The organism is Cellulomonas sp. Leaf395 (assembly GCF_001424125.1).
Taxonomy (GTDB): domain Bacteria; phylum Actinomycetota; class Actinomycetes; order Actinomycetales; family Cellulomonadaceae; genus Cellulomonas.
Genome location: NZ_LMQI01000005.1, coordinates 108810 through 133298 on the forward strand (window position 1 = coordinate 108810; position 24489 = coordinate 133298).

Genomic DNA, 24489 nt, shown 5'->3' on the forward strand with positions numbered 1-24489 from the left:
GTCGGGCACCTCCCTGGAGATCACAGGCCATCGGTCGCGTGTCAGGACCGCTCGGCGCGCCTACCCGCACGTAACCTGCCCAGGGCCGCACCAACCCTCCTGTCCCCGACCCCGGCCGTCACGCACATGTCGAAGCCTCCTCGCGCTAGACCGTCCCCGAACAGGTTGACGGCTTCAACAGCCTTGTCGACGGGTCGGCTGCGGCGCCGGGCGTGTGTTGTCCTGGTGGCCGCGGCGATCGCGCTGACCGGTGCCAGCGGGCCCGGCTACGCCGACGAGATCGATGACCGGCGTGCCGAGGCTGAGAGGCGCGGTAGTGCGGCCGACCGACGCGCCGAGGAGTTGGAAGCGTCCATCGAGGGACTCAGTGCTGAGCTCAGCCAAGCCGCGCTCGATCTGCAGGCCACCCAGGCGCGCCTGCCCGCGGCGCAGGCCGAGCTCGCGGAGGCTCGTGCGGCCCTGGAGGCGACCCAACGCGAGGCGGCCATCCTCGCCGGCCGACTCCAGGACGCGACCGACCTGCGAGGCAGCCTCAGAGCGACGATCGCCGCTGACCGTGCCGACGAGAAGGTGCTTCGCGCGACGGTGGGAGCGATGGCCCGGGAGGCCTACCGGGGTTCACCCGGGGCCTCCGCCATAGGCGTCATGCTCGACGCCGAGGACGCCACCGACTTCCTCGACAACGCCCGACTCGTCGATGCGGCGCTGCGCAGCCAGGCGCGCGTCCTGGACGATCTCCGCCAGGTCGACGCGAACAACCGCAACAGCGAGACCCGGCTCGGCGCTGTCACCGATCGCGTCACCGAGCTCAAGGCGCAGGCCGAGGCCAACGTCGTGGCTGCCGACGAAGCCCGGCGGGTCGCCCAGGCGCGCGAGGACGAGATCGAGCAGCTCATTGCCGACCAGAGCGCCAAGCAGGACGCGATCGCCTCGCTCAAGACGCAGGCCGAGACCGAGCAGGCCGAGATCGACGTCGAGCGGGCCGCCATCGAGCGCGAGCTCGTCACGATCATCGCCGAGCAACGAGCCGCCCGCGAGGCTGCCGAGGCGGCGGCGCGGGCCGCCGAGGCAGCTGCACGTGCGGCCGCCGAAGCCGCTGCACGCGCCGCAGCCGAAGCGGCCGGGCAGGAGCCGCCACCGCCACCGCCTCCACCGGCGCCGGCGCCGCCCCCGTCGGGCTCGGTGTCCGGAGCGCTCTTCGCCAACCCGACCTCGATCAACCCGATGTACGTGACGTCGGAGTACGGCATGCGGTTGCACCCGATCCTGGGCTACGTGCGCCTGCACGCCGGCATCGACCTGCGTACGGGGTGCAACACGCCCCTGTACGCGCCGCGCGACGCGACAGTGCTCTGGTCGCAGTGGCGCAACGGCTTCGGCAACCAGGTCATGCTCGACTACGGCACGGTCGGCGGGAACTCTGTGATGAGCAGCTCCAACCACCTGACCCGGTCGGTCGTCAGGGCCGGACAGGACGTCGCCAGGGGGCAGCTGATCGGCTACTCCGGCAACACGGGTCTGTCGGGTGCGTGCCACCTGCACTTCGAGGTCTACGTGAACGGTTCGACCGTGAACCCGCGACCTCTGCTGGGGCGCTGAGCGACAGACCGACCAGGCCCGAACGGGGCACGACAGCACGAAGGGTCCCTCAGCTGGCCGACGGCACGTTCCTCGGCATGCTTACCTGGTGTTCCGGGTTGGGCTTGGAGCTGCAGCGCCGATCGGTGCAGCGCCTCGAGCGGTCCCTCCCGGCGGTTGCCCGTGGCGGGCCCCTGCGGTGCTCCTGGACGTCTTGCCGTACTTCCCGCCGGTATGGGCGCCGGCCGTTTGGTACAGCGAGACCCGGCTACGAGCGGAGGAGACGGCGTGACGACCGGTGCACGACGGCACACCGTGCTGGCCACGGCGGAGAGCGAGGCGTTCAGCTCATTGCGCAAGCGGCCGACGTCGCGGGGCGAGCGCTTCGCGATCGGGCGGGCGCTACGCCAGGAGGTGCCCCGGCGAGCCCTGGGGCACTGGGAGGCGCCCACCGATCGGCCGGATCCCGTCGAGCTGATCCGTAAGTCGCACGAGGGCCGGCTCGCGGAGCTGGTCCCCATCCGGGTGGCCCGCATGATCACGTCGCCGTACGGCTTCCTGCGGGGAACGGCGATCGTGATGGCCGAAGACGTCGCGAGACTGCCTGCCACCGGGATCACTCCGGTGATCTGCGGTGACGCGCACCTAGGCAACTTCGGGTTCTATGCATCGCCGGAGGGCGAGCTCGTGCTCGACCTCAACGACTTCGACGAGGCTCATCCGGGAGCGTGGGAGTGGGACCTGCGACGGCTCGTCGCGAGCATCTGGGTGGCGGGTCGGCAGAACGCGGCGAGCGAGGACCACTGCTCCGACGCCGTCATGTCGTGCGTGGCGGCGTACCGGGCCGAGGTCCGCTTCCTTGCCGAACAGCCGCTGCTCATGCGGTCCTACAACCGCCTCGACGTCAAGCGGCTGCACGAGACGGCCACCGAGAAGACACTGCGCGCCGAGATCGAGCGCGCTGCACGGCGGGCCCGGACCAGGACCAGTGACCGGGCGCTGCCCCGGTTCACGCATCAGCACGAGGGCCGGCGGCGCATCGTCGACCAGCCACCCCTGATCACCCACGTCCCGGAGCATGACGGCGAGCTGCTCGGAGCCGGCCTCGATGACTACCTCCAGACGCTGGCGCCGCACTGGCGGCGCCTGCTGGGCGGATACACGCTCCTGGACATCGCACACAAGGTCGTCGGCGTCGGCAGCGTCGGCCTACGGGCGTACGTCGCCCTGCTCGAGGGCAGCGACCCCGACGACGTGCTGTTCCTACAGCTCAAGCAGGCGCGTCGATCGGTTCTGGCGCCTTTCGTGCACGGCGACTCCGCCTGGCACGCGCACCAGGGTCAGCGGGTGGTGGAGTACCAGCAGGCGCTGCAGACCGTCAGCGACCCGCTCCTCGGCTGGACCACTGTGGACGACCGGCAGTACTACGTCCGGCAGTTCCGGAACATGAAGGGCACCATCCCGCTCGACGCGATGGACGCGGCGGCCTTGGCTGACTACGCCGGCATCGTCGGGCACCTGCTCGCCAAGGGTCACGCGAGGACCAGCGGCGCGTCGATGATCGCGGGCTACGCCGGCCTCTCCGACAAGCTCGACCGGGCGATGGTCCGGTTCGCCCGGGCTTACGCCGACCAGACCGAAGCCGACCACACCGAGCTCGTCCGAGCGGTCCGGCGTGGCGTGCTGCCGGCCACGGACGGGGCCTCGGAGCAGGTGGGCAGCGCCTTCCGGCCATAGTTGGTCTCGTCACCGGCGGGCGTGTTGCGACAGGGTCTTCGGCCGGATGACGACATCGAGCCCGCAGGACATCGCAGCCATCGCGGTACCCCCGGCTACAGGCTGATTGCGCCGTGGGACATGGCAGTGCTCGGCATGGAGGGCGGTCGTGCGGTTCGAGGCTCCGCCACGCTCCATGACGGCGCGCTGGGCGGCAGCTGCGTGCGCGTACCGGCGGCCAGGGCCGCGATCTCGTCGAGCCCTGCCTGCAGGTCCTGGGCCAGCGCGTCTGCGAGGTCCGCAGACTCGGGTGAGCACACGACGGCGACGTCGAGTCGACCGCCGAGCGAGACCGCCACGGCGCAGGTCGTCACGTTGCCGACGAGCGGGACCAGCGGGACGGTCCACAGGAGCGGCGCGCCGACAACTTGCACGGGCGCCGATGGTCCCGTTGCGTGGGTCACGACTGTGCTGAGGAGCCGCTGGCGACGCAGGACAACCGGCAGCAGGCCGAGCCGTGCCGCGACGCAGGCGCCGAAGGGCGCGAGCGGCCACGTCCACGGCCGGATGCGGCTCTTGGCGCGGCGCGTCCGGGCGGCGAGCACCGCCAGCGCCTCTGCGTCGTCGCTCTCGTTGCTCGGGACGGCGATCCGCAGCGTGCCGACGTGGTTACCGAACCGCGATCTCGGCACAGTCGCCGGGACGGACACGACGACGCGTTCACCGGGTCCGCCTCGGGCGAGGTCCGCCCTGCCGAACGCCCGTGCCCATGCCCACAGCAGCGCGTCGTTGACGGTCGCCCCGCAGGTCCGCGCACCCGCGCGCACGGCAGCTCGGTCCACCGTGACCGAGACGGCGGTGACGCCGCCCGTGACCGCCCGCAGCAGCGGGCTGCGTCCTGCGCGGCCCGCGCGGCTGTCGCGGCCCGTGAATGCGTGCGCGGCGCCGGTCTGTGCGGGACCGGGGCGACGCCCCAGGGACAGCGCGGCGGTGCCGATGGGAGTGTCGGAGAGGGCATCGAGGAGCAGGCCGAGCAGGCTCGGGCCGTTGCCCAGCACGTGGTGGCAGGTCCACACGAGCGCCGACCGTGCGTCGTCGCCGAGGTCGAGGACGGTGAGCCGCCACGCCGGGCGGTCCGCAGGAAGCGGTCGCATGAGGTCCTCGACGGCGGCAGCGACCGGGTCGGCGCCCGGCAGCGTGCGGTGGACGACGTGCCGGGTGAGGTCGACCGACCCGACCTCCCACGTGGGCACCTGGAAGGGGTGGTCCGGCCGGTGCACCCGGGCCGTGAGGCGGGGTTGGCTCGTGACAGCGCGCTCGAGGCGGCGACGCACCTCGGCGACGTCGGGCGCATGTCCGCCGAGGACCAGCAGCACCGTGATGTGCCGCGGGTTGGGCCCGACGTCCGTCGCGAGCTCCGCCCGGTCGAAGACCGTCAGCCGTTCCACCACAGGGTCAGTCTCGACCGGCCGGCTCGTCCGGGTGAGAGCCGAAGGTCCCGACAGCCGTCGCATCGCTCCCGCGTTCTGGGGTGCGGCACGGCCTGACGTCGACTGCCGGCCGCGAACACCACTCCGCCGCATGCCTATCCCGTGGCGAACCACGCTAGTTACGGCCTCGTGATCCGAGCCGGCCAGACGCAGACGCATCGGACGGGGCGTCTGGAAGTTGCGCCACGAGGCCTTTCGGTCGGCCATGCCCACTTCGAAACGCACGCGCCATGCTTGAGTCGAACGTCCTGAGAACAGGATCTCCTGTGTCCACACGACGGGACGGCGCAGGCGCCGGTGCGTTCGCACGGCCTGTCCGAGCGAACTCTGGGTCGCGGGACCTTGCGGGCAGCGCCAGAAACGCGGTGAGCGCAGGCCCGGCCCGCTAGAGGTCAGTGCCGCGCAGGGGCAAGGCGCGACGTCGCCGTAGCCCACTTGGCCTCCGCTGTGCGCAGCCCAAGCGCGCGCGTGCTTGACGGCATGAGCGACCACCGCTGTGACCGTATGTGGCACGACATCGGCTGCAACGCTGTGAACTGCGCCAACACGGTGCCCGAGTGGGATTCGAAGGAGCTCGTACCGTGCGAGGGTTGGGCCCACAACGTATGTTCGTGAGATGTCATCGCCGACCGCACAGCTGGCGCCCGCACTCGACATCGACGCCCGGCTCACCGAGATCGAGCGCCGCGTGAACCTGCTCGTCAACGTCACGCCACTCAACGCGGCGGAGGCGTGGGCGGACTTCGAACGCAGTGACTTCGGCACGGCCCCCACGCTGCGGCTGCGGCCGTTGGACTTCGACCCGGACCTGGCGCAGCGGGACCTGTACGACCTCGAGGTCGAGAACGTGGACGACCCGGCGCTGCACACGCTCTTCCGGGCGAAGAGGGACGAGATCGCCCGGCAGATCACCGCGTTGGAGGACCGCGACACGTCACGGTTCCTCTACGGGTCGCTCCAGCTCTACGGAACGGTGGCCCCTCCGCTGGCCGCGGCGGCGGAGGAGCTGCTCGAGACCATCCCCCCGCAGGCGCCCAGCACCCGGACCGTCACGGCCGGCGCGTTCGCCGACGCGGCCCGTGAGGAGTTCGAGCGCTACCGCGCCGTGTACCCGGACTTCCCGGTCCGGGTCGAGGTACGCGACGACATCTCCGAGCTGATGGTGTCGTTCGGCCGCCTGCTCATCCCGGAGTCAGCCGCCTTCCGGACCGACCGGGTCGAGGCGTTGCTGCACCACGAGGTCGGCACCCACGTGGTGACCTACCAGAACGGTGCCCGGCAGCCACTGACGCTGCTGACGATCGGCCTGCCCGGCTACGACGAGACCCAGGAGGGCCTCGCCGTGCTCGCCGAGTACCTGACCGGCGGGTTGGACCCGCGGCGGCTGCGCGTGCTCGCGGCGCGAGTGGTCGCGGTCGGCGAGCTGCTCGACGGCGCCGGCTTCCTGGACATCTTCGAGTCGCTGCGGGCCGACCACCGCATCCCGGCACGAACCGCGTGGTCCATCGCTATCCGGGTCGTCGTCGGGGGCGGTTGGGTGAAGGACGCGATCTACCTGCGCGGGATCACGCGCATCCTCGACGCCCTCGCCGAGGGCAGCCGCCTCGACGTCCTGCTCGTCGGCAAGCTCGCGTTGGACCACATCCCCCTGGTGCAGGATCTGCTCGACCGCGAGGTGCTCCACGCGCCGTGGGTCCGGCCACGCTGGCTGGACATGCCCGGGGCACAAGAGCGTCTGGAGAGGCTGCGCGCGGGCGCAACGGTCGCTGACCTCTATGAGGGAGACGTGGCGGCATGAGGCTCGCATTTCTCGTCAACGACGTCGACACCGAGGTGGACGAGTACACGACCACCCGACTCGCCAGGGCCGCATCCAGGGGCGGGCACGAGACCTGGTATGTCGGCGTCGGGGACCTCGAGCTCGGCAGCAGCGACGGGCTGCTCGCGGCCAGGGCTCGCGCCGCGAGGTGGAGGAGCGACGACACCCTCGCCACCTTCATGGAGGGGATCAAGGCGCGCGACGCCGAGCGGATCGTCATGGACGACCTGGATGCGCTCGTCCTGCGCAACGAGTCGATCGACGACCTGCAGGCGCGCCCATGGGCCAGCCCGATGGGCGTGGTGTTCGGACAGGTGCTCGCGGCCCGAGGTGTGACGGTGGTCAACGACCCGAACACCCTCCAACGAGCGACCAGCAAGCTCTACCTGGAGGAGTTCCCCGAGAAGGTCCGACCACGGTCGCTGGTGACACGAGATCCGGAGGCGATCGAGCGGTTCGTCGCCGAAGTCGGCCACAGCGTCGTCAAACCGCTGTACGGGGCCAAGGGCCGCAACGTCTTCATGATCGAGGGCCCGGGAGAGACCAACCTCGCGCAGATGACGGAGGCGGTCCTGCAGGACGGCTACGCCATCGTCCAGGAGTTCATCGACGGAGCCAAGGACGGCGATGCCCGCATCTTCCTGCTGGAGGGCCGCATCCTCGAGCGCGACGGCAGGCCGGCCGCCTTCCGACGCGTGCCCACCGGCAACGACCCGCGCGCCAACATCAGCACCGGCGGTCGGTCGGTGCCTCTCGAGGTCGGTGAGGCCGAGCTCGGCGTCGTCGAGGCGATAGGCGACAAGCTCGTCGCCGATGGCTTGTTCCTCGTGGGCATCGACGTGATCGGCAGCCAGATCGTGGAGATCAACCCGGAGAGCCCCGGCGGGTTCCAGAGCGTCGAGAGGCTCTACGACATCGACATCGCCGAGACCGTCATCGAAGCCTTGGAGCGCCGCGCGAGCCCGGGTTCCTGAGCCGTACCGCCGGTCATCCGGCGACGAGGGGCTCCGTGGCCGGGTCGTGAAGGACCCGGGGCGCCGTGGTCGCTCCCATCTCATTGCACGCGGGTTGCACGAAGCGGGCACGAGAAAGGCCCCGCCAACGTTTCCGCTGGTCAGGGGCCTGTCTGCTGGCTCCCTCGACTGGACTCGAACCAGTAACCGTCCGATTAACAGTCGGATGCTCTGCCAATTGAGCTACGAGGGATCGTGCGGGAAGAAACTCTAGCAGCCGTCCGAGGGTGCCCCGGACAGGTCAGCGGGGGAGGCCGACGGCGTCGCGGACCTCGTCCTCGGCTGCGTCCACGACGGCTGCCACGGCCGGGTCGGAGAGGTCGATGGACGCGTCCCCGAGGACCTGCGTGAACATCGCCCCGGCCTCGTCGCGCCGCAGGACGACGCGGGCGCGCTGACCGCGGGGGAGTGTGACGGACACCGCATGCACCACGGACTGCTGCACGCGCTCGCGGAAGGTCTGGGAGAACGAGTACGACCCGGGCACCTCGGAGAACGTCAGCAGCTCCGACTCGCCCCACACCCAGCGCAGCGTCATCGTCCGCGTCGCGGGGTCCAGGGAGCCGTGGTCGACGTCGGACCACGGGTGCCGGACGACGGCACCGTCCGGCACCACGAGGTGCAGAGCCAGTCGGGACGCGACGGCCCACCGACCGTCGGACAGCTCGGTGCTGACCAGCACGGCGTCGCCGGGGCGCAGGTCCAGCCGGGTGCGGTCGGTCGAGGGCAGTCGACGACGGGAGAACGGGGCCACCGACTCACGGTACCCGCGCGTGCGCCGGCTCCGACGCAGCGGGAGCCTCGGTAGGGTGTGCGGTGCCTCGGGGCAGTAGCTCAGCCGGTCAGAGCAGCGGACTCATAATCCGTCGGTCGTGGGTTCAAGCCCCACCTGCCCCACCATCTCCCGAGCTCTCCGGTCGCCGGAGTGCGCCTCTCCTGCCACGATCAGCGCCGAGGGGGCCTGAGACGAGGAGATGAAGCGGTGACGACGAACGGCACGGTGAACGCACAACGGTCGTGGGAGCTGGCTGCCAGAGCGGGCTACGTGGTCAGCGGTGTGCTCCACATCCTGATCGGGGTCCTGGCGCTGCGTTTGGCCTTCGGGAGCGGCGGGGAGCAGGCGGACCAGTCCGGTGCGCTGAGCACGATCGCGAGCACCCCGTTCGGTGCGGTGGTCCTGTGGTTCTCGGTGGTCGCGTTCCTCGCGCTCGGTGCGTGGCAGGTGGCGAAGGCGATCCACGGGAGCTTCGGTTCCAACGACACGGGGGCGCGAGCGAAGGCGGCCGGTCGTGCGGCGGTGTACCTCGCGTTGGCGTTCGCGGCACTCAGCTTCGCCCGCGGTGGTGGCTCCGACGCGTCGACGCAGACCGCGGACGCGACCGCGAAGCTGATGTCGGCGCCCGGAGGGCGGCTGCTCGTCGGTGCGGTCGGTCTGGCGATCATCGGGGTGGGCGCGTACCACGTCTACAAGGGGTGGAAGAAGAAGTTCCTGGAGGACCTGCACAGGCTGCCGTCGGGGACGGCCGGCCCGGTCGTGCGGCGGCTCGGTGTGCTCGGGTACGTCTCCAAGGGGGTCGCGCTCGGCATCGTCGGTGTGCTCTTCGTCACCGCGGCGGTGGAGGCCGACCCGTCGAAGTCGACAGGTCTGGACGGTGCCTTGCACACCCTGCGCGACCAGCCCGCTGGGGTGGTCCTGCTGGTCATCATCGCGTTGGGTTTCGTGGCCTACGGGGTCTACTCGTTCGTCCGTGCCCGGTATGGACGCATCTGAATCACCCGTTTGCGCGCGAATCGTGCGGGAGGGCTTGTTGCACAAGCGTCCAGTTTCGGGCATAGTTCCCTTTGTCAGCGACAACGGCAAACCCGCTGCAAGGCGGGGACGCAAAGCCACGGGGCCTACATGGCCAGCCGAGCTACCGAACGACAGGAGATCCATCATGGCTGTTACCACCACGGACGCCCCCCTCTCGCAGGGTGCCCTGCTCACGCCGGGCGAGGTCGCCGTTCTCTTCCGCGTCGACCCGAAGACGGTCACGCGCTGGGCCCAGGCCGGCAAGCTCTCCGCCGTGCGGACCCTCGGCGGCCACCGCCGTTTCCACGAGTCCGAGGTGCGTTCGCTCCTCACCGGCGTCCCCACGCAGCGCGCGGCGGAGTGACTTCCCTCCCCACAGCACACAAGAAAGTCCCCCGAGCTCGTTGAGCACGGGGGGCTTTCTGCATTCTTCCCAGGTCGGCCGGTCGCGGCTCCTTGGGCTGGTCGATGCGGCGTCCGTCCCGTCGCGCACCGGCGCCGACGGCGCCGCCGTGTCGTCCTGCTCACACTCGGCTGCCGAGGCGGCGCACGAGGACCCGTCCCCGCCTCGTTGCCCGGCCTGCCGTGCGAGGATCTTCCGCATGGCCATGCGAGAGATCCGGACCGTCGGGGACCCCGTCCTGCGTACCCCCTGCGACCCGATCACCACGATCGACGACCGTGTGCGCGCTCTCGTCGACGACCTCCTCGAGACCGTCGACACCGAGGGGCGCGCCGGCCTGGCAGCGAACCAGATCGGCGTCAGCCTGCGGGCGTTCTCCTGGAACATCGACGACGAGGTCGGCTACGTCCTGAACCCCGTGATCGTGGAGCTGTCCGAGGACGAGTACCAGGACGGCGACGAGGGCTGCCTGTCGGTCCCGGGCCTGTGGTACCCGACGCACCGGTCCTGGTACGCGCGGGTCGTCGGCACGGACCTGGACGGCAAGGAGGTCGTCGTGGAGGGCGTCGAGCTCATGGCCCGGTGCCTGCAGCACGAGGTCGACCACCTCGACGGCATGCTCTACCTCGACCGCCTGGAGCGGTCCGTGCGCAAGAAGGCCATGCGCGCCATCCGCGACACGCTGTAGTTCGCTGGCGTGCCGGGGAAACGTCCGGCATGCTGTCCCCAGCACGCCGCGAAGCTGTCTGTCCGTCATGCGTAGGCCTGTGAACGTGACTGAGGTCGTTGGGGAAGGCGAACCTCGAGCCCGTTCAGGAGGACGACATGGCTGGTGCGATCACCCGCGGTGTACTTTTCGTGCACTCTGCACCGCGCGCGCTGTGCCCCCACGTGGAGTGGGCGGCAGGCAACGTGCTGGGCTCACGCACCACGTTCGACTGGACGGCTCAGCCGGCCGGTCCGGGGTTCTACCGCGCTGAGCACTCATGGCAGGGGCCGCAGGGCACCGGCGCGCGCCTGGCCTCGGCACTGCGCGGCTGGGCCCACCTGCGCTACGAGATCACCGAGGAAGCCAGCCACGGCGTCGACGGCTCCCGCTGGAGCCACACGCCCGAGCTGGGGATCTTCCACGCCGCGACCGACGTGCACGGCAACATCGTCGTGCCCGAGGACCGCATCCGCGCCGCCCTGGAGCACGCCGCTGACCCGCTTCGCCTGCGCACCGAGCTCGACCTCGCGCTCGGGCAGGCCTGGGACGACGAGCTGGAACCGTTCCGGTACGCCGGTGCCGGCGCTCCGGTCCGCTGGCTGCACCGCGTCGGCTGAGCCCCCGGTGGGCACGCAGGCCTAATCGCTTCGGCCGTCCTCTGGACGTTCACAGACGGTGACGGCGCCGCGCAGGGCCTGTGCGGGTCAGACGGAGGCGACGACCAGGGCGACGTTGTGGCCGCCGAAGCCGAACGAGTTGTTGATCGCCGCGATGTCGCCGTCACGCAGGGTGCGCGGCTTGTCCCGGACCAGGTCGAGCACGAGCTCGGGGTCGGGGTTGTCGACGTTGATGGTCGGCGGGGCGAGCCGGTCGCGCAGGGCGAGGATCGTGAAGATCGTCTCCAGCGCACCGGCGCCACCGAGCAGGTGGCCGGTCATCGACTTGGTGGCCGAGAGTGCCACGTGGTCCGCCTCGTCGCCCAGCAGGCCGCGGATCGAGCGGGCCTCGATGAGGTCGCCCACCACCGTCGAGGTCGCGTGCGCGTTGACGTGCACCACGTCGATGCGGGCGATCCCGGACTCCTCGAGCGCAGAGCGCATCGCGCGGATCTGACCTTCGCCGGACGGCTCGGGGGAGGTGATGTGGTAGCCGTCGGCGGAGAGGCCGACGCCGGCGATGCGGCCGTAGACGCGGGCGCCGCGAGCAGCGGCGTGCTCGGCACTCTCCAGGATGACCACACCGGCGCCGTCGCCCATCACGAAGCCGTCACGGTCGACGTCGTAGGGGCGCGACGCCCGCTCGGGGTCGTCATTGTGCAGCGACAGCGTGCGCGATGCGGCGAACGCCGCCACGTTCATCGGGTGGATCGCCGCCTCGGTGCCGCCGGCGATCACGATGTCGGCGCGTCCGGAACGGATCATCTCGACGCCGTAGCCGATGGCCTCGGCGCCCGAGGCGCACGCGGACACGACGGCGTGCGCGCCGGCGCGAGCACCGAACTCGAGCGACACGTAGGCCGTCGGGGAGTTGGGCATGAGCATCGGCACCGTCATGGGCAGGACCCGACGTGCACTGTTGTGCGTGAGAAGCGCCTCCCAGGCGTCCAGGATCGTGCGGATGCCACCGATGCCGGAGGACACGACGGAGCCCAGCCGGTCGCGGTCCACCTCGGGCGAGCCGGCGTCGGCCCAGGCCTCGCGGGCGGCGATGACCGCGTACTGCGCGGAGGGGTCCATCTTCTTCATCTCGGGCCGCGTCAGGGCCTCGGACGGGTCGACCTTGATGGTCGCCGCGAACTCGACGGGCAGGCCGAACTTCTCGACCCAGTCGTTGTCGAAGCGCCGGGCGCCCGACTCGCCGTTCAGGGCGGCGGCCCAGGTGCTGGGGACGTCACCGCCCAGCGGGGTGGTGGCTCCCAGTCCGGTGACGACGACGTCGGGTACGTGGCTCATCGGTGCTCCAGATCAGGGGTCGAGAGGCTGCGAGAGGGGTGGTCGGTCCCGGGCGTGTGGCCCGGGACCGACCCGGTCGCGCTGGATCAGGCCTGCGCGCCCGTGATGAACGTGACGGCGTCGCCGACGGTGGCGAGGTTCTTGACCTCGTCGTCGGGGATGCGCACGTCGAACTTCTCCTCGGCGAGCGTGACGATCGTCATCATCGACAGCGAGTCGATGTCGAGGTCGTCGGTGAAGGACTTCTCGGGCAGGACGGAGTCCGTGGGCAGACCGGTCTCCTCGCTGACGATCTCGGCCAGTCCGGCCAGGATCTCCTGCTCGCTGTACGCCATCGGTTTCTCCTCGTGTCTGTTTCTGCGGTGTGGGGTCGGACGAACGGTACAACCGGGGGGTCGTACCTCAGGACTCAGGGCAGGACGACGACCTGCGCTGCGTAGACCAGGCCGGCTCCGAAGCCGATCTGCAGGGCGAGCGCACCGCTGCTCACCTGACCCTCGCGCAGCAGCCGCTCGGTCGCCAGCGGGATCGACGCGGCCGACGTGTTGCCGGTCTCGGCGATGTCCCGGCCGACGACGACGGTGTCCGGGAGCTTGAGGGTCTTGATCATCTGGTCGATGATCCGCATGTTCGCCTGGTGCGGGATGAAGACCTCGATCTCGTCGGCCGTCACGCCTGCCGCGTCCAGAGCCTTCTGCGCCACCGGGGCCATCTGCCAGACGGCCCACTTGTAGACGCTCTGGCCCTCCTGGCGGAGCGTGGGCCAGCCGAGGCCCTCGTCCCGGGTGGCGAGCCACGAGTGCGTCTGGCGGATGGCCTGGGCCTGGCTGCCGTCCGAGCCCCAGATGGTCGGACCGATGCCGGGGGTGTCGGAGGGGCCGATGACGACCGCGCCCGCACCGTCGCCCAGCAGGAACGAGATGGAGCGGTCGGTCGGGTCGACCAGCTCGCTCATCTTCTCGGCGCCGATCACCAGCACGTTGCGCGCGGTGCCGGCACGGACCAGCGCGTCGGCCTGGCCGATGCCGTAGCAGTAGCCCGCGCACGCGGCCGAGATGTCGAACGCGGCCGCCGGCGTCGCGCCGATGCGGTCCGCGACGATGGCCGCACCCGCGGGCGTCTGGTGGAAGTAGGTGACCGTCGACAGGATCACCACGTCGATGTCGGCACCGGTGAGGCCGGCGTTCTCGAGCGCCGCGCGCGCAGCGCCCTCGGCGAGGTCGAGCACGTCGGTGCCGGCCTCGGCGCGGCGGCGGGTCACGATGCCGGTGCGCTGGCGGATCCACTCGTCCGAGGAGTCGATGGCGGCGACCAGCTCGTCGTTGGGGACGACCCGCTCGCCACGGACGCCTCCGACACCCAGGATGCGGGTGTGAGCCGGGCCGGTGGCCTGCGTGAGGGTGGGACGGGTCACGACGACTTCTCCTGGTGGCTCTCGGGGGTTCCGGTGTGTCGACGCACGAGGTCACGCGCGGCGTCCAGGTCGGCGGGGGTCTTGACGGCGACCGTCTCGACCCCGGGCAGCGTACGCCGGGCCAGGCCCGTGAGCACCCCTCCGGGGGCCACCTCGAGCACTCCTGTGACCCCCAGCGACTGCAGGGTGGACTGGCACAGGTCCCAGCGGACGGGGTTGGCCACCTGCGCGACGATCAGCTCGAGCGCTCGCGCGCCGGACGCGGCGACGGTCCCGTCGGAGTTGGTCAGCAGCGGGACCATCGGCTCGCCCGGTGTGACGTCGTCGGCCGCGGCGCGCAGCTCGGCGACGGCCGGTGCCATGTGCTCGGTGTGGAACGCCCCGGCCACCTGCAGCGCGACGACGCGGGCACGGGCCGGGGGAGCGGCGGCGAACGCGGCGAGGGCGTCGAGCGTGCCCGCCGCGACCACCTGGCCGCCGCCGTTCACGTTCGCGGGTACCAGGCCGTGCTCGGTGAGCGCGGCCAGCACCTCGTCGGGGTCGCCGCCCAGCACGGCGCACATGCCGGTCGGGGTCGTCGCCGCGGCGCGGGCCATCGCGGCGCCGCGCACGGCCACGAGGCGCAGGGCCTCGTCGTCGGTCAGGACGCCCGCGATCGCGGCCGCGGCGAGCTCGCCGACGGAGTGCCCCGCGGTCGCGCCGACCACCCGCTGCGCGGCGATGTCGAGGGCGTCGTCCGGCCCCAGGTCGAGGACCGCCCGCAGGCTCGCCAGCGCGGTCGCGACGAGCAGGGGCTGCGCCACCGCGGTGTCCCGGATGGTGTCGGCGTCCGACGTGGTGCCGTGGGCGAGGAGGTCCAGGCCGGTCGTGCGGGAGGCCCGCGCGATCGACTCGGTGACGGTCGGCAGCTCGAGCCACGGGGTGAGCATGCCGGGGGACTGGGCGCCCTGACCGGGGCAGACGACGACGAGCACCCGACCACTCTGCCTCGCAGAGCGGGCCGGCCCGGCTCACGGCGTGCACCAACCTTCCCGGACGCCCTTGTGCGAGTCCTACAACGCGCCGGGAGCATCGACGTGCATGGGTCAGCGGGCGCCGACCGTCGGAGCGGGCTCCACGGCGTCGAGCCGACCGAGCGCCAGCGCCGTCTGCAGCACGTACGACTCGCGGGCGTCCAGCGGGTCCCAGCCCGTCACGTCCGCCACCCGGCGCAGGCGGTAGCGGACGGTGTTGGGGTGCACGTACAACGTGCGGGCGGCCGCCTCGAGCGAGCGTCCCGTGCCTAGGTAGGCCGACAGCGTCTCGAGCAGGGATCCCTGGCTCGCCGCCAGCGGCGCGTAGGCCTGCGCGACGAGCGTGCGGCGCGCGACGACGTCCCCGACCAGGACGCGCTCAGGCAGGAGCTCGTCGGCCTGGACCGGGCGTGGAGCCTGCTCCCACGCCGGAGCCGCGAGGAGCCCGGACAGCGCGGCGCGCGCGGACCGGGCTGAGTCGGTGAGGTCGCCGACCACCGGTCCGATCACCACGGGCCCGGGGCCGAACCGGGGCAGGAGCGTGCCAGCGGCCGCGAGCAGGTCGCCCTCGCCGCCCAGGAAGACGACGAGCCTGTCGCCCTGGATGCCGACGAGGGCGTCGTCGGCGGCGCGACGGGTCGCACGACGGAGCTCGGCGGCGCGGACGTCGTCGAGCGCGGACGTCGTCGTCCCGACCATGACCAGCGTCGATCCCCGTCCGCTCCAGCCGAGCGCGGCGATCCGTGAGCGCAGCGCGTCGTCGACGTCCCCCCGCACGAGTGCGTCGACGACGAGGGCTTCGAGGCGGGCGTCCCAGGCGCCGCGGACCTCGGCGGCGCGGGCATAGACCTCGGCCGCGGAGAACGCGACCTCCCGGGAGTAGCGCAGCACGGCCTCGCGGACCTCGCGCTCGTCACCCGGGGCCGCGAGGCGGTCGCTGTGCGACTCGACGACGTCCACGACGACCCGGACCAGCTGGAGCGTGTGCTGCAACGAGATGGACCGCGTGAGTTCGGGCGGGGCGGCGGCGAAGATGTCACCGACGCCGTGAGGCGGGCGGGTGGGCTCCGCGAACCAGGTGACGAACGCGGTGATGCCCGCCTGGGCGACCAGGCCGACCCACGAACGGTCCTCCGCCGGCAGGGCGCGGTACCACTCGAGGTCGTCGTCGAGGCGGCGCATGGCCGCGGCGGACAGCAGCCCGGCGCTGTCGCGCACCCTGCGCTGCGTCTCGGGGCCGCCGCGCGCCTCGAGCACGGGTGCGCGCAGGCGGGCGGTCGCCGAGCGGCGGGGTCGGCCGGCCGTCGGCGACGGGTCCGGCTGGTCGGGCCGATCGGGCCGATCGGACGCAGCGGCGGGGGCGGAGCCCTTCCCGCGCAGGGTGCTGGACATGGGCCGAGCATAGGGTCCGGCCTTGTGGGAAGTCGACAAAAGCCGAGGAAGGGCAACCGGTGCGGTGGAGCGCCGGGAATGTGAGGTACGTCGACAAGAGGGTGTGGTTCGCCCCCAGCGGATAGGGTCGCGTCATGGCTCTTCTGCCCCGTCTGCGTCAGCTCATGCGACGGCCGTCCTCGGCGTCGCGGGTCGGCGCGCGCCGACCGACGAAGGCTGCGCGGCGCGGCGACACCCTCCACGAGGACGCGCTGCGCTCCATGCTCAGCGACGACCCGAACAACGAGCGCGCGTTCGTCGCCCTCGCGGAGATCGTCCGTCGCCGAGCCGCCGAGGCCAGCCCCGACCAGGACCCGCTCTCCGCGGAGACCACCGACACCGAGCGACAGCGCGCCGCCGACCTGGCCGTGTGGGCGCTCGGCGAGGAGCTCGCCGGGAACCCGCGCGCCTGGTTCGCGCTCATCGAGGTGGCCCGCCTGTCGGTGCACGACGACCACGAGGGCACCCTGCGCCGGCTGACCACGGCCGCTGAGCGGGACCCGTCCGGCAAGGCGCTGGTCGAGGCCCTCGCGCTCCTGCGGACCGCCGGTCTGCCGGTGGACGCGCTCGGCCTCGGGGTCGGCCACTGGCGGCCCCGCGAGCACGACCCGGAGGTCGCCCGCCAGCTGGTGCTGGCGTCGATCGAGGCCGGGCGTCCGCTCGAGGCCAAGCAGCACATCGCCGCTCTCGACCTGTACCCGAACCAGCGGGCGGTGGCCGAGCTCAAGAGCGAGCTCGCCCGCGAGGTCGCGCACGCCGAGCAGACGATCCCCGGCACCTGACGCACTGCACGCACGACGAAGGCCCGGACTCCGTGGAGCCCGGGCCTTCGTCGTGCTGCGGTCAGCTCAGCTGTCGCCGCCTGTGTTGCCGGACGTGCCGGCCGTGACGTCGTACAGCCGGTAACGCTCGATCGCCTGCGCCGGTGCCTCGGGAGCCACCGCGCCGGAGCGGGCGAGCTGCTGGAGCACGCGCACCACCGTCGACGGGCCGTCGATCTTGAAGTGACGACGGGCCGCCGCGCGGGTGTCCGAGAAGCCGAAGCCGTCGGCGCCGAGCGTGGCGTACGTGCCGGGGATCCACGCGCGCACCTGGTCGGCGACGAGGTGGTCGAAGTCCGTCGTCGCGACGAACGGACCCTCGGCACCCTGGAGCTTGGCCGTCAGATACGGGACACGCTCCTCCTCGCCGGGGTGCAGGTAGGCGTGCTGGTCCGCGGCCAGGCCGTCGCGACGCAGCTCGTTCCAGCTGGTCACCGACCACACCGCGGCCTGGACGCCCCAGTCCTCGGCCAGCAGCTTCTTGGCCTCGAGCGCCCACGGCACCGCGACGCCCGACGCAAGGATCTGGGCGCGGGGCCCGTCACCCTCGGCCGCGGCGATCTGGTGGATACCGCGCAGGATGCCCTCGACGTCGACGCCCTCGGGCTCCGCCGGCTGCTGCATCGGCTCGTTGTAGACGGTGATGTAGTAGATGACGTCGCGGTCACGGTCGTGACCCTCGCCGTACATCCGCTCGATGCCGTCCTTGACGATGTGCCGGATCTCGTACCCGTAGGCCGGGTCGTAGTGCACGACGTGGGACATCGTGCCGGCGAGCAGCGGCGAGTGGCCGTCGGCGTGCTGCAGGCCCTCGCCCGTCAGCGTGGTGCGACCGGCGGTGGCGCCGATGAGGAACCCGCGGGTCATCTGGTCGCCGGCGGCCCAGAACTGGTCACCGGTGCGCTGGAACCCGAACATCGAGTAGTAGAAGTAGAACGGGATGAGCGGCTCACCGTGCGTCGCGTACGACGTGCCGACGGCCTGGAACGCCGACGCGGAACCGGCCTCGTTGATGCCCGTGTGCATGATCTGGCCGGACTCGGACTCCTTGTAGGAGAGCATGAGCTCGCGGTCCACGGCCATGTAGTTCTGGCCGTTCGTGTTGAAGATCTTGGCGCTCGGGAAGATCGAGTCCAGGCCGAACGTGCGGGCCTCGTCGGGGATGATCGGCACCAGCCGGTGGCCGAACTCCTTGTCCCGCACCAGGTCCTTAAACAGGCGCACGAGCGCCATCGTCGTGGCGACCTCCTGGTGCCCCGAACCCTTGGCCAGACCCTCGTAGACCTTGTCCGGGGGCAGCACGAGCGGCTTGTGCGTCGTGCGGCGCTCCGGGACGAAGCCACCCAGCTGGCGGCGACGCTCGAGCAGGTACTGGATGCCCTCGTCGTCGGCGCCCGGGTGGAAGTACGGCGGGACATACGGGTTCTCGTCGATCTGCTCGTCCGTGATCGGGATGTGCAGCGAGTCGCGCAGCGTCTTGAGGTCGTCGGACTTCAGCTTCTTCATCTGGTGCGTGGCGTTGCGGCCCGCGAACCCGGATCCCAGGCCGTAGCCCTTGATCGTGTGGGCCAGGATGACCGTCGGCTGTCCGGTGTGCTCCCGGGCGGCCTTGTAGGCGGCGTAGATCTTGCGGTAGTCGTGCCCGCCGCGCTTGAGCGCCCAGATCTCGTCGTCGGACATCTTCTCGACGAGCTGCTTGGTCCGCGGGTCGCGGCCGAAGAAGTGCTCGCGGATGAACGCACCGCTCTCGGCGCGGTACGTCTGGAAGTCGCCGTCGGGCGTCGTGTTCATCAGGTTGACGAGCGCACGGTCCTTGTCGGCGTTGAGCAGGGCGTCCCACTCGCGGCCCCAGATCACCTTGATGACGTTCCATCCGGCGCCGCGGAACTGCGCCTCGAGCTCCTGGATGATCTTGCCGTTGCCGCGGACGGGACCGTCGAGCCGCTGCAGGTTGCAGTTGACGACGAAGGTCAGGTTGTCGAGGCCCTGCTGGCCCGCCAGCTGGAGCATGCCGCGGGACTCGGGCTCGTCCATCTCGCCGTCACCCAGGAACGCCCAGACATCCTGCTGGCTGGTGTCCTTGATGCCGCGCAGGTGCAGGTACCGGTTGGTCCAGGCCTGGTAGATGGCCGACGCCGGGCCGAGGCCCATCGAGACCGTCGGGAACTCCCACAGGTCGGGCGCGAGGCGAGGGTGCGGGTAGGACGGCAGGCCGCCGCCCGGGTGGGAGAGCTCCTGGCGGAACCCGTCCAGCTGGTGGGCGCTCAGGCGGCCCTCGAGGTAGGCGCGGGCGTAGACGCCGGGGGAGGCGTGGCCCTGGAAGTAGACCTGGTCACCGCCGCCCGGGTGGTCCTTGCCGCGGAAGAAGTGGTTGAGGCCGACCTCGGTGAGCGTCGCGACCGACGCGTACGAGGAGATGTGCCCGCCCACGCCCACCCCGGGACGCTGCGCGCGCGTCACCATGACGGCGGCGTTCCAGCGGATCCACGAGCGGTAGCGCCGCTCGAGGGCCTCGTCGCCCGGGAAGTAGGGCTCGTCGTGCACCGCGATGGTGTTGACGTAGGGGGTGGTGAGCGAGGCCGGGATGGCCACGTTCCGCTGTCGCGCGTGCCGCAGCATGCTCAGCAGCACATAACGCGCGCGGGGTCCGCCCTTCTCGTCGATGAGTCCGTCGAGGGACTCCACCCACTCGCCGGTCTCGTCCGGATCGATGTCCGGTACCTGGCTGAGCAGGCCACCGATGAGCGGTCCTGTCTCGTCGATCGAAGCCACCAGCGCTCCTTGCCTCTCGTCCGCGCGCACGAGCCCGGTCGGCATCGGCGGCGCATCTGGCCCGGCCCGTCTCAGCACGCCCAGTGGGCGGTGAGTCAGGTGCGGGTAGTCGGTCCATTCTCTGACCCCGGGGACCCGAAAGTCACACTGAGCGGCGTGACGTCTGCGACAGTCAGGGTGATTCGGTCTCCACGGGAGCCTCCGCAACGATCCCGGAACGCATGTGGGCCACCGGCGGCACCATGACGGCGCCCGGAGGGACGTCGCGGACGACGACCGCGTGAGCCCCGATCTGAGCCCCGTCGCCCACCAGGAGACGATGCCCGCGGCGTGGCCTGACGAGGGCCCCCGTGCCGACGACGACGCCGTCACCGAGCACGACCGCTAGGGCCGAGCCGCGGCTCTGTGATCCGGCGGTGATCGTCACGTTGTGGCCGATCTTGACGTTGTGCCCGATCCGGGTGTTCGGGTGCACCACGGTGCCCAGGCCGTGGTGCCACAGGGTCACGTCGCGCGGTACGTCGCACTCGTATGGGAGAACCGCGTGGAACAGCAGGAAGTTCAGCGCCTTGAGCAGGCGGGCCGCCGGGGTCAACCGACGCCGGTGCAGGCGGCAGGACAGCCACCAGAGGGTCTCCGGGCGCATCCACCCTCCAGGGCTCGCGGGAGCTCGAACATATCGGCTGGCACGGTCGCCGACACCATTCTCAGTGCAAGCCTTGCGTGCGCCCGTCCCGGTGCGGTGGGCTAGCGTGTGCGGCAATGAGCAGGCGGCGCCCGACGTGGTCGCCTAGACGGAAGGGAGCGGTCCGGACGTGTCATCCACCGCGGACGAAGGCGCGTCGCATGCGGCCGCCCGCTTGGGCTTCACCTCGGGCCAGGTGGTCCAGGAGTTCGGCTACGACGACGACGTCGATGACGAGCTGCGCAGCAGCCTCGAGACCGTCACCGGCACGGAGCTGGTCGACGAGGAGTACGACGACGTCACGGACGGCGCTGTGATCTGGTTCCGCGACGGCGATGGTGACCTCACGGACGCGCTCGTCGACGCCATGACAGTGCTGGACGACGGCGGTCCGATCTGGGTGCTGACGCCGAAGGCCGGACGCTCGGGGCACGTGTCGCACAGCGACATCGAAGAGGCGGCAACGACATCCGGCCTGCACGCGATGAGCACGTTCTCGATCGCGCCTGACTGGTCCGCGACCCGCCTCGGGGCGCGCGGACGCGGGCGTTGACCACCCGGCGCTGCCACCCCGATGACGCACGAGAAGGGGTCCTGGCCACACGGCCATGACCCCTTCTCGTGCCTCTCAGCTCACGGTGCCAGGCTCGGGAGGGCTGGCTGGCGCGGTGTGCCGCCTCCACCTGGGGTCGTGGCCGTGTTGTTTGTGATCACCCGCATGAGCGGGTAGAGCTGCCGGAAGTCGGTGCTCGCCGCCTGCGCCTGCACCGAGTTGCACGACTGCTCGCAGAACAGTGACGCGGTCCCGGAGCGGACGAGCACGAGTGCGCCGTAGTCCTGCAATGCGTGGCCGAGTGCCCTGCCCTCGGGGGTCAGGTTCATGGCGTCGATGTTCACGTTCGGCGGGATCGCCGCCATGGTTCCCATGGGGACGTTGCCCGAGTACGCCGTCTTGCCGTTGGAGTCCTGCGTCCGGGCCGGCCAGACCGGGCCGTCCTTGAGCACCTCGTCGGGGAGCCCGATGGCCAGGACGTGATTGATCGAGAGCTCCGCGAGCTCCTTCTCGCGAATCAGACCGATGTAGAAGGAGATGCCCGACGCTCGCGCGCCGTCGGCCATGCCATCGCCCGTGAGGTCGGTCTGGACGGCTCGCGTGGTTGTCCACCTGTCGGTGCCGACGTTGGTGAACTTGTAGAACTCCCACGCCGTACGGCCGTCGGGCTGGATCACCCCGACGTGCTTGTCCGTGCCGTAGGTGGGCTCCGTGTCCCGCGGGACCCGAACCTTGTACACGGCGCCGTTGTTGAGGTTGGTCACCGTTGCGAGCGGGTCGTCGTTCGTGGCGATCTCCACAGCGATCGACCAGCGCGTGGAGTTGACGACGGGCGTCTCACGGAGGAAGTCGGCGGTGCGGGGAGCGGTGGCCGACTCGAACTGGGCCGCCGAGCCGACGGCGATGTTCCACGGCGCGGACGACGCGAACGGGTAGTACACGGGGTCGCGCGTCCCGGGCTTCGGAAGTGCCGAACCGCCGCTCGTGGCCGAGGGGGTCGGGGTCGGTGTTGCGGTCGTCGGGGCCGGGGCCGGGGCCGGGGCCGGGGCCGGGGTCGGGGTCGGGGTCGGTGCGGTCGTCGGCGTCGGCTCGGGGGCCGCGGTCGGGGTGGGGGTCGGTGATGCGGCGACCACGCCACGGTCCGTCGGGATGGCCCAGACCACCTTGCCGTCCGAGAGGGCTACCACCCGACCGTCGTCCTGGACCGCGACGGTGGCGCAGGAGGATGAGACGCTGTTGTGCCAGACGAGAGCGCCTTCGGCGGTGACGAGCTGCAGGTCGCCGCTGGTGGTGAGGTTCAGTCGTGCACCCGGTCCGCCGGACTTCTTCCAGACCGATCCGCCCGTTTCGGTCCTGATCAGGAGGTCGCCACCGACGTTCAGGACCAACGTGTACGTACCCCGGGGCGACGAGATCTGCTGGCCGACGGCAAGGCTTTCGCCCGGCACGAGTCGGTCGGCGAGGTTCGGTGCGCACGCACTGGGGGTCGGCTGGGCCCCCCATCCCACGACGGCCGCTCTCTTCGCGCGGGTGGAGGGGATGCTCCAGAGCTCGGTCGTGTTCTCGGCGAGGACCACCCGTCCGTCATTGAGGACGACGACCGCGGCGCAGTCGGACTTGATGCCGGTGCGCCATAGCGCGACACCGGCCTTGTCACGCACGACGAGGTCGCTTCCATCCTCGACGGCCAGCGTCGAGCCGGCACCGTAGGGCCCCTTCTTCCAGAGCGCTCCGCCGGTGGCGGTCCGGATCGCGACCGTGCCGTCAAACTCGAGTCCGAACGTGTACCTGCCGTCGAGCGAGGCGATGTTCTGGCCAGGACTCAGCTTCTCACCGGGGATCAGCCGGTCGCTCCTGGACGGGGCGCACGCGTCAGACCCGGCTTGGGCCATCTGGGGCAGGACGAGCGGGATCGCGAGGAGTCCTGCGGCGAGCGCGGCGGCGACGAGGGTCTTGCGGAAGCGAGTCAGCATGCACAGTCCTCCTGGTGGCGGCGGTCCCCGCCACACGGGGAGGGGTGCGTTCTGGCGTACTCCCGATCGAACCGGACGGCTACGGTCGTCCAGCACGCGAGTTGCCATGAATGGTGCCGACGACTAGATCGGATGTCCAGGTCGCCCACCTGCGCCCACGGTGTCTGGTTCACCCGATTAGCTCTGAATGAGCGGTGCGGCTCTGTGATAAAGCGTGTCCGAATCGTTACATCGTGCCAGGTGAGCGGTGTGAACCCCGGCACACCGCTGACGCATAGATCGGGCTGACGACGGGCAGCCCGAGGCTCGCCCGACCGTGTTCAGCATGTGGACGGCCAGGGCTTCCCTGACGGCTCCTCGCCGTTGTTACAGTCCGCGCCATGGATGACATCGCCCGCTCGACCCCGGCTGTCGGCGCACCCGCTCCCCAGTTCTCGCTCCCTGACACGCACGGCACACCGGTGACCCTCAGCGGGCTGCGCGGCGGTCCCGTCGTGATCGTCTTCGTGCCGTTCGCGTTCTCCGGCACGTGCACCGGTGAGCTGTGCGAGCTCCGGGACAACATCAAGGAGTTCGAGGAGGCCGGCGTCCACGTCGTGGTCGTCTCGTGCGACCCGGGCCACTCGTTGCGCGCGTGGGCTGCGCAGGAGGGCTTCGGCTTCGACCTGCTCTCGGACTTCTGGCCGCATGGTGAGGTGGCGCGCGCCTACGGCGTCTTCGACGAGACGCGGGGGTTCGCCGTGCGGGGCAGCTTCCTCGTCGACGCCGAGGGTGTCCTGCGGTGGAGCGTGGTCAACCCTCCCGGGCGCGCCCGCGACTTCGGGTCCTACCGTGCTGCGCTGGCGGACCTCGCCGCCTGACTGCCGCCCGCGCCGGTAGGCTGTGCGGTCGTCGAGACGCCCGCCAGACGGGCGGCTCAGGGGCCTGTAGCTCAGCTGGTCAGAGCGCCGCGCTTACACCGCGGAGGTCGCCGGTTCGAAACCGGCCGGGCCCACCGCAACGCTGAGCCCTGGCGTCGGCAACATGGTCGACGCCAGGGCTCGGGACGTCACGCCAGGCGGGTGAGGCGGACGTGCCAGGCGTCCGGTCCGTCCACCAGCACCTCGACGTCGATCTCCGCGCGCTCGCGCAGCTGGGCGATCAGCGGCAGGGGCAGGTGCGGTGCGACGAGGACGAGCGACTGGCCCGGCGGGATCGCGTCGAACGCGCCGAAGACGGTCGCGTGCCGGATCGCGTGCGGGATCGGGCGGACGTCGAGCACCGGGTCGGCCTCGTCGTGGCCGCCGCAGCCGCAGGAGTGGCCGGCGGGCTCCGGGGCGGTGGGCAGGATCTCGACGTGCTCGGCGGTCATGGTT

Annotated in this window: 22 protein-coding genes, 3 tRNA genes and 1 riboswitch; of the genes, 13 read left to right on the forward strand and 12 right to left on the reverse strand. The window is 71.2% G+C overall.

The window, feature by feature from the left end; genetic code table 11:
* Positions 1-225 precede the first annotated feature (225 nt).
* Both ASG23_RS15160 and ASG23_RS15165 read left to right on the forward strand, forming a co-directional pair.
* Positions 226-1599: a M23 family metallopeptidase gene (locus ASG23_RS15160; RefSeq protein WP_235521144.1), complete on the forward strand. Its 1374-nt coding sequence runs from the start codon at positions 226-228 to the stop codon at positions 1597-1599.
* Between the two features lie 267 nt (positions 1600-1866).
* A complete protein-coding gene (locus ASG23_RS15165; protein ID WP_056026651.1) occupies positions 1867-3315 on the forward strand; it encodes a DUF2252 domain-containing protein in 1449 nt (482 codons plus the stop codon).
* Positions 3316-3410: 95 nt separating this feature from the next.
* Here ASG23_RS15165 and ASG23_RS19995 read toward each other — a convergent pair whose 3' ends face one another.
* Positions 3411-4745, reverse strand: coding sequence for a wax ester/triacylglycerol synthase domain-containing protein (locus ASG23_RS19995; protein WP_056026653.1), 1335 nt, complete (start codon positions 4743-4745; stop codon positions 3411-3413).
* Positions 4746-5400: 655 nt separating this feature from the next.
* Between ASG23_RS19995 and ASG23_RS15175 the strand changes: the two genes are divergently transcribed.
* A complete protein-coding gene (locus tag ASG23_RS15175; protein ID WP_056026657.1) occupies positions 5401-6582 on the forward strand; it encodes a flavohemoglobin expression-modulating QEGLA motif protein in 1182 nt (393 codons plus the stop codon).
* Positions 6579-7577, forward strand: a complete 999-nt coding sequence (locus ASG23_RS15180; RefSeq protein ID WP_056026659.1) for a glutathione synthase — start codon at positions 6579-6581, stop codon at positions 7575-7577. Before ASG23_RS15175 ends, ASG23_RS15180 begins: the two co-directional genes overlap by 4 nt.
* 156 nt (positions 7578-7733) lie before the next feature.
* On the opposite strand, the gene ASG23_RS15185 is transcribed toward ASG23_RS15180, so the two are convergent.
* A tRNA-Asn gene (locus ASG23_RS15185) sits at positions 7734-7809 on the reverse strand.
* Between the two features lie 48 nt (positions 7810-7857).
* A complete protein-coding gene (locus ASG23_RS15190) occupies positions 7858-8370 on the reverse strand; it encodes a hypothetical protein (RefSeq protein WP_056026662.1) in 513 nt (170 codons plus the stop codon).
* Between the two features lie 69 nt (positions 8371-8439).
* Here ASG23_RS15190 and ASG23_RS15195 point away from each other — a divergent pair.
* The 5 genes from ASG23_RS15195 (at position 8440) to ASG23_RS15215 (ending at position 11137) form a co-directional block, all read left to right on the forward strand.
* Positions 8440-8516, forward strand: a tRNA-Ile gene (locus tag ASG23_RS15195).
* 82 nt (positions 8517-8598) lie between these two features.
* Complete coding sequence (locus ASG23_RS15200) at positions 8599-9387, forward strand: DUF1206 domain-containing protein (protein WP_056026665.1); 789 nt, start codon at positions 8599-8601, stop codon at positions 9385-9387.
* A gap of 75 nt (positions 9388-9462) precedes the next feature.
* A riboswitch (cyclic di-GMP riboswitch) is annotated at positions 9463-9537 on the forward strand.
* A 16-nt stretch (positions 9538-9553) separates the two neighbouring features.
* Positions 9554-9772, forward strand: a complete 219-nt coding sequence (locus ASG23_RS15205) for a BldC family transcriptional regulator (protein ID WP_056026668.1) — start codon at positions 9554-9556, stop codon at positions 9770-9772.
* Positions 9773-10010: 238 nt separating this feature from the next.
* Complete coding sequence (def, locus tag ASG23_RS15210; RefSeq protein WP_056026672.1) at positions 10011-10499, forward strand: peptide deformylase; 489 nt, start codon at positions 10011-10013, stop codon at positions 10497-10499.
* A 137-nt stretch (positions 10500-10636) separates the two neighbouring features.
* Positions 10637-11137 (forward strand): DUF3145 domain-containing protein, encoded by a 501-nt coding sequence (locus ASG23_RS15215; RefSeq protein WP_056026675.1) that lies wholly within the window; start codon positions 10637-10639, stop codon positions 11135-11137.
* An 87-nt stretch (positions 11138-11224) separates the two neighbouring features.
* Here the strand turns inward: ASG23_RS15215 and ASG23_RS15220 are convergent, their stop codons facing one another.
* The 5 genes from ASG23_RS15220 to ASG23_RS15240 form a co-directional block, all read right to left on the reverse strand.
* Positions 11225-12472: a beta-ketoacyl-[acyl-carrier-protein] synthase family protein gene (locus ASG23_RS15220; protein ID WP_056026678.1), complete on the reverse strand. Its 1248-nt coding sequence runs from the start codon at positions 12470-12472 to the stop codon at positions 11225-11227.
* Positions 12473-12558: 86 nt separating this feature from the next.
* Complete coding sequence (locus ASG23_RS15225; RefSeq protein ID WP_055913595.1) at positions 12559-12807, reverse strand: acyl carrier protein; 249 nt, start codon at positions 12805-12807, stop codon at positions 12559-12561.
* A 74-nt stretch (positions 12808-12881) separates the two neighbouring features.
* On the reverse strand, positions 12882-13886 hold the full coding sequence (locus ASG23_RS15230; protein ID WP_056026681.1) for a beta-ketoacyl-ACP synthase III: 1005 nt from the start codon (positions 13884-13886) through the stop codon (positions 12882-12884).
* Entirely contained in the window at positions 13883-14860 is a 978-nt protein-coding gene (locus ASG23_RS15235; RefSeq protein ID WP_056026683.1) for an ACP S-malonyltransferase, read from the reverse strand. Before ASG23_RS15235 ends, ASG23_RS15230 begins: the two co-directional genes overlap by 4 nt.
* 111 nt (positions 14861-14971) lie before the next feature.
* A complete protein-coding gene (locus ASG23_RS15240) occupies positions 14972-16291 on the reverse strand; it encodes a PucR family transcriptional regulator (protein ID WP_082516268.1) in 1320 nt (439 codons plus the stop codon).
* Positions 16292-16425: 134 nt separating this feature from the next.
* Here ASG23_RS15240 and ASG23_RS15245 point away from each other — a divergent pair, with 134 nt between their 5' ends.
* On the forward strand, positions 16426-17112 hold the full coding sequence (locus ASG23_RS15245; RefSeq protein ID WP_056026686.1) for a hypothetical protein: 687 nt from the start codon (positions 16426-16428) through the stop codon (positions 17110-17112).
* Between the two features lie 66 nt (positions 17113-17178).
* Here the strand turns inward: ASG23_RS15245 and aceE are convergent, their stop codons facing one another.
* Together aceE and ASG23_RS15255 are read right to left on the reverse strand one after the other, a co-directional pair.
* Entirely contained in the window at positions 17179-19923 is a 2745-nt protein-coding gene (gene aceE, locus ASG23_RS15250; protein ID WP_056028388.1) for a pyruvate dehydrogenase (acetyl-transferring), homodimeric type, read from the reverse strand.
* Positions 19924-20095: 172 nt separating this feature from the next.
* A complete protein-coding gene (locus ASG23_RS15255; RefSeq protein WP_056026689.1) occupies positions 20096-20569 on the reverse strand; it encodes a hypothetical protein in 474 nt (157 codons plus the stop codon).
* A gap of 169 nt (positions 20570-20738) precedes the next feature.
* On the opposite strand from ASG23_RS15255, the gene ASG23_RS15260 reads away from it, so the two are divergent.
* Positions 20739-21161, forward strand: a complete 423-nt coding sequence (locus tag ASG23_RS15260; protein WP_056026692.1) for a DUF3052 domain-containing protein — start codon at positions 20739-20741, stop codon at positions 21159-21161.
* Between the two features lie 80 nt (positions 21162-21241).
* On the opposite strand, the gene ASG23_RS20325 is transcribed toward ASG23_RS15260, so the two are convergent.
* A complete protein-coding gene (locus ASG23_RS20325) occupies positions 21242-23134 on the reverse strand; it encodes a hypothetical protein (protein WP_056026695.1) in 1893 nt (630 codons plus the stop codon).
* Positions 23135-23514: 380 nt separating this feature from the next.
* Between ASG23_RS20325 and ASG23_RS15270 the strand changes: the two genes are divergently transcribed.
* Positions 23515-23994 (forward strand): peroxiredoxin, encoded by a 480-nt coding sequence (locus tag ASG23_RS15270; RefSeq protein WP_056026697.1) that lies wholly within the window; start codon positions 23515-23517, stop codon positions 23992-23994.
* A 60-nt stretch (positions 23995-24054) separates the two neighbouring features.
* Positions 24055-24128 (forward strand) — tRNA-Val (locus tag ASG23_RS15275).
* 54 nt (positions 24129-24182) lie between these two features.
* Here the strand turns inward: ASG23_RS15275 and ASG23_RS15280 are convergent.
* Positions 24183-24485 carry a DUF2249 domain-containing protein gene (locus tag ASG23_RS15280; protein WP_056026700.1) on the reverse strand — a complete coding sequence of 101 codons (303 nt, stop codon included), beginning with the start codon at positions 24483-24485 and terminating at the stop codon, positions 24183-24185.
* Positions 24486-24489: the final 4 nt, after the last annotated feature.

Excerpts from the sequence above, each read along its gene's own strand:
- ASG23_RS15175 (WP_056026657.1), top strand. The coding sequence starts at position 5,401 with ATGTCATCGCCGACCGCACAGCTGGCGCCCGCACTCGACATCGACGCC.
- ASG23_RS15180 (WP_056026659.1), top strand. The coding sequence starts at position 6,579 with ATGAGGCTCGCATTTCTCGTCAACGACGTCGACACCGAGGTGGACGAG.
- ASG23_RS15205 (WP_056026668.1), top strand. The coding sequence starts at position 9,554 with ATGGCTGTTACCACCACGGACGCCCCCCTCTCGCAGGGTGCCCTGCTC.
- def (WP_056026672.1), top strand. The coding sequence starts at position 10,011 with ATGGCCATGCGAGAGATCCGGACCGTCGGGGACCCCGTCCTGCGTACC.
- ASG23_RS15215 (WP_056026675.1), top strand. The coding sequence starts at position 10,637 with ATGGCTGGTGCGATCACCCGCGGTGTACTTTTCGTGCACTCTGCACCG.
- ASG23_RS15220 (WP_056026678.1), bottom strand. The coding sequence starts at position 12,472 with ATGAGCCACGTACCCGACGTCGTCGTCACCGGACTGGGAGCCACCACC.
- ASG23_RS15225 (WP_055913595.1), bottom strand. The coding sequence starts at position 12,807 with ATGGCGTACAGCGAGCAGGAGATCCTGGCCGGACTGGCCGAGATCGTC.
- ASG23_RS15240 (WP_082516268.1), bottom strand. The coding sequence starts at position 16,291 with ATGTCCAGCACCCTGCGCGGGAAGGGCTCCGCCCCCGCCGCTGCGTCC.
- ASG23_RS15245 (WP_056026686.1), top strand. The coding sequence starts at position 16,426 with ATGGCTCTTCTGCCCCGTCTGCGTCAGCTCATGCGACGGCCGTCCTCG.
- ASG23_RS15255 (WP_056026689.1), bottom strand. The coding sequence starts at position 20,569 with ATGCGCCCGGAGACCCTCTGGTGGCTGTCCTGCCGCCTGCACCGGCGT.
- ASG23_RS20325 (WP_056026695.1), bottom strand. The coding sequence starts at position 23,134 with ATGCTGACTCGCTTCCGCAAGACCCTCGTCGCCGCCGCGCTCGCCGCA.
- ASG23_RS15270 (WP_056026697.1), top strand. The coding sequence starts at position 23,515 with ATGGATGACATCGCCCGCTCGACCCCGGCTGTCGGCGCACCCGCTCCC.
- ASG23_RS15280 (WP_056026700.1), bottom strand. The coding sequence starts at position 24,485 with ATGACCGCCGAGCACGTCGAGATCCTGCCCACCGCCCCGGAGCCCGCC.